An 8969-nucleotide genomic window follows, 5' to 3' on the forward strand; every position below is an offset into this window, starting at 1 on the left:
ATTTTTATATTTAGCACTCGTTTTATTTGAGTGCTAATGGTTTAATCTTATAATAGTCTAAATTGGTCAAAAAATCAAGTCATTGAATTATTTTTTTCGAAAAAAAAAGCACACCTTTTGGCATGCTTTACAATTATTTATTTTCAAAATCAGAGAAGTCCTCTGCATCATCCATATTACTATCAATGAAGTAAATGAGTGTCTGTAGTTCATTTGTCAGGTCCACATTTTGAACACGAACGTTGCGTGGTACATCAAATCTAAGTGGCGTGAAGTTCATGATTCCTTTCACTCCCGCCTCGATAATTCGGTTCACGATATCTCCTGCGACGTCTTGTGGGACTGATAAAATAATAATTTCAATTTGTTGTTGTTGGATTTGCTCTTCCAATTCATCCATTGAATAAACTGGGACACCACGTTGAATTGTTCCAATTATGTCAGTATTTACATCAAACGCGGCTCCAATTCGAATATTGCTATTCTTCCGGAAATTGTAGTTAATCAGTGCATTCCCCAAATTACCTACACCCACCAGTCCAACCGACGTTAAGCGATCTTGATTCAAAATACGCGAGAAAAAGTCTAATAAGTGATCCACATCGTAACCGTAACCACGTTTCCCCAATGCCCCGAAGTATGAAAAGTCACGACGAATGGTCGCACTATCTACTTTTACAGCTTCACTTAATTCCGTTGAAGAAATGCGCTTTTTCCCTGCATGTTGCAAGAATCGTAAATACCTATGATAGATGGGTAATCTCAAGGCAGTCGCTTTTGGTATTTCTTTTGCCATAAATTGCCTCCTCCTAGGTTTATCTATATCTAATTTTTAAGTCATGCTCATTATAGCACTCCTTCACAAACTTTGTCCAAATGTAACCTTCGAGGGTTTACAATTATTGTGAATTCTGAGCCTATTTAGCCTAACTTTTATATTCTAATATATTTTATAGTGAGAATAAAGCTTTTTATGTGAAATATTATGCAAAATAGTAATTAAATTCGAATATGGTGATGATTGTTTGTGAAAATTGGTGATTTTTGTCGGAAACGAGCACTCGAATTTTTTTCGAATGATTGTTTAGTCCGAATCGAGCACTCGAATTATTTTTGAATGATCGTTTAGCCCGAATCGAGCACTCGAATTCATTTCGAGTGCTTGTTTAGCCGGAATCGAGCACTCGAATTTTTTTCGAGTGCTCGTTTATCACGGAATATCCCGGAATCGGAATTTTAGATCATCAAATGCGTCTTCCATCCGCTTCATTGGGTTAATATAGTCAGCGGTCCGGCCGCGGCTATGTACTTTGAAATATTTCTTTAGGACGTGTCGGATTGTATTATGAATGCCTTTCGTATCTTGGTAATAATTTAGGGTTCTTCGAGTCAGCGGCTGGTCATAGTCTAGGATTGCTAAGTCGCATAGGGTTCGCAACACTGCTTTTTCTTTTGACTCGCGGTAGCCACATGACCGGCAGACAACGTGATATCTTTCGGTTCCAACATCGATCTTGTGACCACCGCACCCGCAGCACACAATTCCTCGGTAGATCTGCGTTTTGTCAACATCTACTGGGCGCACTTTTGGGAATTTCCGGCGGCTCGCTCGCTTCATTAATTTTACCGCCACTTCTTCGGGGCGCCATTTTGCTCCGTAGGTTTCTTTTTCCAATTCTTTAAAATACTTATTGATTTGCCACCGCTTTAAATACAAGCCTTCGGCGCGTGAATCTGAGATTTGGACGGTGTCTTCTTCTTGAATGAAAACTAATTTTGTTTCGACTTCAGTCCGAATGCCCATTTCATCTAAAAGTGCTTCAAGAATTTCTCCCGCTCGTTTCATTTGGGTAAAGTAGTCTCTGGATAACTTCCACCCATTAGTGGTCCAAACGCCGTCGTGGTACTGATATTGGCTTAATAAATTTTTCACTTCAAACATGCGAATTGCGTTATTTGAAATAAGTAGTGCGTCAATTTGGGTTTCGCCGTAACGCATTTCAAAGGCTAGATCGGTCAGTAGTAGCATTTTGTTCGGCAAGACTTCGCTCACTATTTTCTCAAATTGAACTTCGCCTTGATACCCGCTTTGCATCTTTTCTAAGTGTCTTTGGTTCTCGCCGGTTAATTCGTATCTTTGAGACATAATTTCAAAATAAGCTAACTCGATTGATTTTTTCATTTTATATCACTCCTTAAAATTCCTTCTATATATAGATACGTAATTTAGGGCAGTTTCCATTTTATTATTTTATATTTTGTGAAATGTGTGTGTGTGGGCTATAATAATTAGGAGTTCAAATAGAAGGAGTCATCGAATGATTTTACTACAAGCTAATGACGTTGCGCGTCGCTTTGCTGATGTGACGCTGTATGAGAACGTTTCATTTAATATCCAAACGAATGACCGCATTGCTCTTGTTGGGCGTAATGGTGCGGGAAAATCAACATTAATAAGTCAAATTATGAAAACAGAACCGATTTCTGCAGGGGAGATTACACGCTCACGCGATTTGCGGGTGGGTTATTTAGAGCAGCATGTGTCGATTGATTCGGACCGCTCGATTTGGGAAGAGATGTTACATGTCTTCTCGGATACCCTGGCCTTGCGCGAAAAAGCGGAAGTGGCTGCTGAGCGAGTGGCTGAGTTGAGTGAGGATTGGGAATCGAAGGAGTATCAAAATGCTCTAAGTGCCTACGATCAGATTCAACATCAGTTATCGGAATCCAATGCCTACGGGGTTGAGTCGGAAATCCGGACGGTCTTACATGGGTTTCAATTTTATGAAGAAGATTACGACCGCCCTGTTCAGTCACTTTCAGGTGGGCAAAAAACCAGACTGGCTTTGGCGCGTATCTTGCTGATGTCTTACGATCTTTTGATCTTGGATGAGCCGACCAACCACTTGGATATGCAGACGCTGAACTGGCTCGAGGGCTACTTGCGTGGCTATCGGGGCGCGCTTTTGATTGTGTCGCATGACCGCTACTTTTTAAATCGGGTGGCCAATCAAGTCATCGAGTTGCGTAACAACACCCTGCATACTTATAAAGGGAATTATGATTTTTATTTAAAAGAGAAAGCCTTGCGTATGGAACAGGAATGGCGCGAGTACCAGAAGCAGCAAGTTGAGATTGAAAAATTGGAGGACTTTGTTGCGAAAAATATTGTCCGAGCGTCTACGACGAAACGTGCGCAGAGTCGCCGGAAAAAATTAGAAAAAATGGATCGTATCGAAAAACCGAAGCAAGATGCAAAAGCACCGCGAATTGAGTTCAGTGCGAGTCGCGACAGCGGAAACCGTGTGATTGAAACGCGCGACTTGACGATTGGTTATGAAGAGCCGATTGCTAAAACTATAAATATGGACTTGCGTCGCCAAGATGCGATTGCGATTGTAGGGCCGAATGGGGTCGGAAAGACGACTTTCTTGAAGACTATTTTACAACAAATCCCTGCGCTTTCTGGGGAAGTTATTCTCGGAAGTAATGTCGACATTGGTTACTATGACCAAAATGTGAATCAATTGGATGGGAATCAAACTGTGTTGGAGACACTGTGGCAAGCGCACGATACAACCGATGAATGGAAAGTGCGTTCGATTTTAGGGAGTTTCTTGTTTAGTGGCGAGACGGTTGAGAAGAAAGTGTCGATGTTGAGTGGTGGTGAGAAGGCCCGCCTGAGCTTGGCACTGCTGGCGACCGATCATGACAATACTTTGTTATTAGATGAGCCGACCAACCACTTAGACATTGATAGTAAGGAAGTTTTGGAAGAGGCGCTAATTGATTATGACGGCACTCTACTGTTCGTGTCGCACGACCGCTATTTTATTAACCGCATTGCGACCAACATTTTGGAAATATCACCTGATGGCGCGTCGCTTTATTTAGGTGATTATGATTACTATATTGAGAAAAAACGTGAGTTAGAGGAAATTGAAGCTTTACGTGAGCAGGATAGTCAGGTCGAGGCCACTCCTAATAAGGAAATGTCTCAAAACCAGTTCACTTATGAAGAAACAAAAGCTTTGAAAAAGGACTTGCGGAAACTTCAAACTAAAGTCGATGAGGCAATGGTGGAAAGTGAAGCCATGGATGCCTTGATCACAAAGCTTGAAGCGGACATGATCAGGGCGAATGAAGCCAATGACCAACCTGAGTTAGCTGATTTGAATAAAGAACTGATTGAAGCGAACGAGCGCCAATCAAATGCGCTGGAAACTTGGGAAGATGCAAGTATTGAACTTGAGACTTTCATGGAAGAGCATCCTGGGATTGAGATTTAGATATAGTACGGGAAAAACACCAAACTTTGTGAGAAGTTTGGTGTTTTTTTTGTTGTGAGTTATTGGTTGCGGGGCGTCGTGAGTGAACACGACGCTACGGAAATTGGCTTGCGGAGTGTCGTGAGCGTGCACGACGCTACGGAAATTGGGTTGCATAGTGTCGTGGGCGAGCACGACACTACGCATTTGAGTTTGCGGTACGTCGCGAGTGAGCACGACACTACGTATTCGGATTTGCAGTACGTCGTGAGCTAGCACGACGCCCCGCAAACCCAAAAAAAGCCTTTGAGATAATTTCCTCAGAGGCTCACATCTTCATTTTATAAAATTACTGGACAACCCAGCCTTTCACAAGTTCGCGCGCTTGAAGTTGTGCGGCGTTTGCGATTTCTTTATCGGCCATTCGATTTTCCGCTTGGCTAGGGATAACATATTCATCAAGCAAGACCCGTGATTTTTTCACAAAGCCGATGTCAACGAAGCGCGGATCTGCGACTTGATATTGTGTACCGACTCGCACAGCCTGGTCTACTTCATCTGAGAATCGCACCCAAGCCTGGCTGACAACATACTCGCGCCCGCCAATTCGAAAGACATACCCACCTTGTTGCGTCGCTCCTAAATATTCAACCGGCTCGCTGACAAACATTTTCTCGTAAAAACCAACCGCTTCAAAGCCTTCATCAAAATACCCATCCCGGTAGGCCTTCATTTCCATAGCTTGGTACGGCATATCAATCATGAAAAATGTTCGTTTGAAGTCGCGAATTGCGGCGGTCTCTTTACTCGCTTGCTCAATTAAATCACCGTATTGAGAATAGCCCCCAACTGCGCCTAAACCAAATAGTGTGAAGGCGATAATAGTCAGAATCAGTATTATTTTTGGGATTAATAAATTAACATAATATAGGCAGGAAACTAATAAAATAGATAGAATAATTACGACTAATAAGCCCCAAGCAAAATATTCATAATAAAATTGCTCCATCGCTATCCATTGTTCGTACATATTAGCCCCCTCTTGAATTTAGTTACTTTATTTTAATACATTCTGGATAAAAATTCTATTGGAACATGGGATTGGCTAGTGGGTTTGGGCGTCGCGGATCGGTGCGACGCTACGGAAATTGGGTTGCGGAGTGTCGTGAGCAAGCACGACGCTACGCATTTGAGTTTGCGGTACGTCGTGAGCGTGCACGACACTCCGCATTTGTGTTTGCGGTACGTCGTGAGCGTGCACGACACACCGCATTCGGATTTGCAGTTCACGGTGAATAGACATTGTTCATCTAAAATAGCCGCCTATCCTTACACCCTTTCAATCGCAATCCCAAATCCGAATATGTATAATGAATGTACCCATGGTCAACTAAAGGAGGAACTACCATGCCTGAAATCAAACATAAGAAACGCGAGCCACACCTTGATAAAGAAGAAGACGTTATCATCAAGTCAGGACGCTTTCGAATTTATTTTCAAAACTACTATACAATTATTTCTTTAATCAATGATATTCTTACCGGTGGCTTATATTTTATAGGGAGTATTTCAAATATTCTAGGAGCACCCGTTATAATCGGAAATATCGCATACTTGATAGGGGGATTTTTTCTACTTATGCGTCCCATTTTGAAAATTTTCCGAAATGTATTTATCTATAATGAAGAAGAGTACCAACGTGAGGTTGTCGATGTGGAAATAGAAAATGAAGATCAGTCAGAATAACTTGATATTTATCCACAGTCCGAGTTAAAAAAGCCAAACTGATCTTCTGTTTTGAACTATTATAATGTCTGAGTAAGCTTTTTTATCAACATATACAACTAAATTTATCACTTTTGCCGGCTTGCGGAGTGTCGTGATAAGGCGCGACACTCCGTATTCGGATTTGCGGTACGTCGCGCCGACTCACGACGCCCCGCATGCTACAAAAAAAGGCCACTGAGGTTTATTTCCTCAGAGGCCTGTCCTATTCTTATTTTCCCTACTCACCTAACATCAAACCAGGGATAGCATTGATATCTAATTCACTGAAGTCTTTGTCGGCATACATATGATGTGCGCTGGCTCCGATCATCGCTGCATTATCTCCGCACAATTTTAAGGGTGGGATAATTAATTCTACATTTGGAAATTCAGTGGCTAGGCGCGTTGACAACTCCCCGCGCAGTCCGGAGTTGGCTGCTACTCCACCAGCTAAGATAAATTGGCAAACTTCTGGATGTTCGTGTAAAGCTTTGCTTGCTTTTTCTACCAACACTTCTACGGCTGCAGCTTGGAAGCTTGCAGCTAAGTCTTCAGGCACAATCTCATCGCCACGCTGTTTCGCGTTATGCACGGTATTCATTACGGCACTTTTCATGCCGGAAAAGCTAAAGTCAAAATTGTCCTCGTGTATCATCGCACGCGGAATTGCGTATGCTTCAGAATTTCCTTTGCCGGCTAACTCGTCTAAATATTTTCCAGCGGGGTAAGGCAAGTCTAGAATCCGTCCCACTTTATCGTAAGCTTCACCAACAGCGTCATCTTGCGTTTCACCGATAATTTCAAATGAAAATTCTTCTTTCATATAAACGAGTTCAGTATGTCCACCACTGACAATCAGTGCCATTAATGGAAACTTCAGCGGTTTGACCAATTGACTGGCATAAATATGACCCGCTAAATGGTTGACTGCGAGCAAGGGTTTGTTATACACCATCGCTAGCGATTTTCCAGCTGTCACCCCAACTAATAAAGCGCCCACGAGTCCGGGTCCTTGTGTAACCGCGATTGCGTCCATGTCTGCGACGCCATACCCACTTTCTCCTAAAGCCATATCAATCACTTGGGTAATTTGCTCCACATGGTGACGGCTCGCCACTTCGGGCACGACACCGCCGAATCGCATGTGACTTTTTATTTGTGATGCAACGATATTTGATAAGATTTCTCGCCCGTCTCTAATGACCGCCACACTTGTCTCGTCACAACTTGTTTCAATAGCTAATATTAATGATTCACTCACTCGATCTCCTCCTTTCGCCATAGCATATTCACCGCATCGTCCTGCGGATTTGAATAATAATTCTCTCTCACTGACACCAACTCAAACCCCACGCTTTGATACAATTTTATCGCTACTTGGTGTTGGCTTCGCACCTCTAGAAAGGCACTGTCTACATCTTTTAAAGCCTTTTTCAATAAACTATTTCCTAAACGGCGCCCGCGAAATCGCGGATGCATGTACACACGCAGGACTTCGAGTTCGCCGAACAACACTTGACCAGCAACGTAACCTTGAATCGTGTCACCGTCGCACATAAACCAATAGCGCATGAAGCGGTTTGTTAACTCACTTTCGAACTGTTCTGGGGTCCATCCAAAGTCATGTAAACTTTCCATAATAAAATTGCGCTCAATTTGTTTAAGCATTAGGCATCTCCCGTTTTAATAAAAAGGCTGTTTCTTTGTTGTCTGAATAATAATTTTCCTTGATGCCGTACTTTTTAAAATCTTGTCCGTAATATAATTTTTGCGCAATCGTGTTAGATTCGCGCACTTCGAGCGTAATTCTTGGCGCTTCTTCGATTTCAGCTAAGCGAATCCACAAGTCGAGTAATTTTGAGCCGAGTCTTTGGTTTTGATATTTTTCCCGGACTAATAAATGACTGATGTGCGCACCCTTTGCAAGAAACCGCCCTGAAATCATGGCTACGACCTCTTTATTGGTCGTATCTTCCACTAAAATATAGACGCAATACGGATTTCTAAACCAATCGTGTTCGAAATCTTGTTGAGTCCAGGCGTGGAAGCCTTTGTAGGCATCATTTTCCAATTCTATAAAAAGCGGTACGTCCTCAGCTTTCGCAAGTCGTATGCTAAAAGACTGGTCCGAACGGCTCCATAGAGGCTCTTCATCAATAATTGGCCTAATTCGGTCCATGATTATATGATTCACTTGCCTCGCATTTTGAATGCGTCTAATAAATTCTTGCATCACACTTACCTACAACTTTCTATCAAAAAATTTAATCATTTAAAATCAATAAGTTCGTCTGGATTGAGAGTATCGCTGTCCGATTTCTCCGCCCACTCTTGTTCCGCCAAAGTCGCGTGTGCATAATTAGGTGCTAATAAGGTTGGCTCCTCAATCTGCGTCCAAGGGACTTTTCCAAACGTATGCACCGCATGTGGATACGCGTTCCAGTCGTCGATGACCGTTAATTTAGTCGTCGGCAGTTGACGGATCGCCATTTCCACAAACTCATCGATGTCTGTTCCAACGAGAGTTAGGGTGCTGTTCGAGTTTATATGTTTTTTTATTTTCGCTAAAAATACGTCGAATTTTATATGTTGATCGTGCTCAACCGCTTCTAAAACGCCTTGGTTATCATATTGATATAAAGCGGTGTAAGCAGTCTGGCGGCGGGCATCCATAATCGGCAGGACAAAATCGGTCCGTTCCGAAGCCGCTCCGGCCATTAAAGCCAGCGAGGAAACGCTATATAGAGGCAACTTCGTCGCGTTCGCCCATACTTTTGCGAACGTCACACCAATGCGCAGTCCCGTGTATGAGCCCGGTCCGTTTCCGACAATAATTGCGTCAATCTCACTCATTTTCCAATCGGTGTATATTGTATTTTAAAAAGGGGCCAAAATTTTAGGAATTGCAATTGAAAATGGGACCACCTGTCAGTG

9 protein-coding genes are annotated in these 8969 nt (G+C 42.6%); 2 read left to right on the forward strand and 7 right to left on the reverse strand.

Annotated elements, in window-relative coordinates; genetic code table 11:
• Positions 1-133: 133 nt before the first annotated feature.
• Both ACFO5Y_RS09240 and ACFO5Y_RS09245 read right to left on the reverse strand, forming a co-directional pair.
• Complete coding sequence (locus ACFO5Y_RS09240; protein ID WP_197104627.1) at positions 134-796, reverse strand: redox-sensing transcriptional repressor Rex; 663 nt, start codon at positions 794-796, stop codon at positions 134-136.
• A gap of 414 nt (positions 797-1210) precedes the next feature.
• Positions 1211-2182: a nuclease-related domain-containing protein gene (locus tag ACFO5Y_RS09245; protein WP_197104626.1), complete on the reverse strand. Its 972-nt coding sequence runs from the start codon at positions 2180-2182 to the stop codon at positions 1211-1213.
• Positions 2183-2318: 136 nt separating this feature from the next.
• On the opposite strand from ACFO5Y_RS09245, the gene ACFO5Y_RS09250 reads away from it, so the two are divergent.
• Positions 2319-4289 (forward strand): ABC-F family ATP-binding cassette domain-containing protein, encoded by a 1971-nt coding sequence (locus ACFO5Y_RS09250; protein WP_197104625.1) that lies wholly within the window; start codon positions 2319-2321, stop codon positions 4287-4289.
• Between the two features lie 328 nt (positions 4290-4617).
• On the opposite strand, the gene ACFO5Y_RS09255 is transcribed toward ACFO5Y_RS09250, so the two are convergent.
• Complete coding sequence (locus ACFO5Y_RS09255; protein WP_197104624.1) at positions 4618-5298, reverse strand: hypothetical protein; 681 nt, start codon at positions 5296-5298, stop codon at positions 4618-4620.
• A gap of 377 nt (positions 5299-5675) precedes the next feature.
• Between ACFO5Y_RS09255 and ACFO5Y_RS09260 the strand changes: the two genes are divergently transcribed.
• Positions 5676-6014: a YrhK family protein gene (locus tag ACFO5Y_RS09260; protein WP_197104623.1), complete on the forward strand. Its 339-nt coding sequence runs from the start codon at positions 5676-5678 to the stop codon at positions 6012-6014.
• A gap of 259 nt (positions 6015-6273) precedes the next feature.
• Here the strand turns inward: ACFO5Y_RS09260 and tsaD are convergent, their stop codons facing one another.
• From tsaD to tsaB, 4 genes are read right to left on the reverse strand one after another with little or no spacing between them, the layout of a single operon-like run.
• The gene (gene tsaD, locus ACFO5Y_RS09265) at positions 6274-7296 is read right to left on the reverse strand and encodes a tRNA (adenosine(37)-N6)-threonylcarbamoyltransferase complex transferase subunit TsaD (protein WP_197104622.1); all 1023 of its coding nucleotides are present in this window, start codon (positions 7294-7296) and stop codon (positions 6274-6276) included.
• Positions 7293-7703 carry a ribosomal protein S18-alanine N-acetyltransferase gene (gene rimI / locus ACFO5Y_RS09270; protein ID WP_197104621.1) on the reverse strand — a complete coding sequence of 137 codons (411 nt, stop codon included), beginning with the start codon at positions 7701-7703 and terminating at the stop codon, positions 7293-7295. Before rimI (ACFO5Y_RS09270) ends, tsaD begins: the two co-directional genes overlap by 4 nt.
• Entirely contained in the window at positions 7696-8268 is a 573-nt protein-coding gene (gene rimI, locus ACFO5Y_RS09275; RefSeq protein WP_197104620.1) for a ribosomal protein S18-alanine N-acetyltransferase, read from the reverse strand. Before rimI (ACFO5Y_RS09275) ends, rimI (ACFO5Y_RS09270) begins: the two co-directional genes overlap by 8 nt.
• A gap of 35 nt (positions 8269-8303) precedes the next feature.
• Positions 8304-8888: a tRNA (adenosine(37)-N6)-threonylcarbamoyltransferase complex dimerization subunit type 1 TsaB gene (tsaB, locus tag ACFO5Y_RS09280; RefSeq protein ID WP_380706495.1), complete on the reverse strand. Its 585-nt coding sequence runs from the start codon at positions 8886-8888 to the stop codon at positions 8304-8306.
• Positions 8889-8969 lie beyond the last annotated feature (81 nt).

Source organism: Ruoffia tabacinasalis, assembly GCF_042652985.1.
Taxonomy (GTDB): Bacteria; Bacillota; Bacilli; order Lactobacillales; family Aerococcaceae; genus Ruoffia; species Ruoffia tabacinasalis.

Coding starts and splice junctions, on each gene's coding strand:
- ACFO5Y_RS09245 (WP_197104626.1), bottom strand. CDS start 2,182: ATGAAAAAATCAATCGAGTTAGCTTATTTTGAAATTATGTCTCAAAGA.
- tsaB (WP_380706495.1), bottom strand. CDS start 8,888: ATGAGTGAGATTGACGCAATTATTGTCGGAAACGGACCGGGCTCATAC.
- ACFO5Y_RS09255 (WP_197104624.1), bottom strand. CDS start 5,298: ATGTACGAACAATGGATAGCGATGGAGCAATTTTATTATGAATATTTT.
- ACFO5Y_RS09260 (WP_197104623.1), top strand. CDS start 5,676: ATGCCTGAAATCAAACATAAGAAACGCGAGCCACACCTTGATAAAGAA.
- rimI (WP_197104621.1), bottom strand. CDS start 7,703: ATGCTTAAACAAATTGAGCGCAATTTTATTATGGAAAGTTTACATGAC.
- ACFO5Y_RS09240 (WP_197104627.1), bottom strand. CDS start 796: ATGGCAAAAGAAATACCAAAAGCGACTGCCTTGAGATTACCCATCTAT.
- rimI (WP_197104620.1), bottom strand. CDS start 8,268: ATGCAAGAATTTATTAGACGCATTCAAAATGCGAGGCAAGTGAATCAT.
- ACFO5Y_RS09250 (WP_197104625.1), top strand. CDS start 2,319: ATGATTTTACTACAAGCTAATGACGTTGCGCGTCGCTTTGCTGATGTG.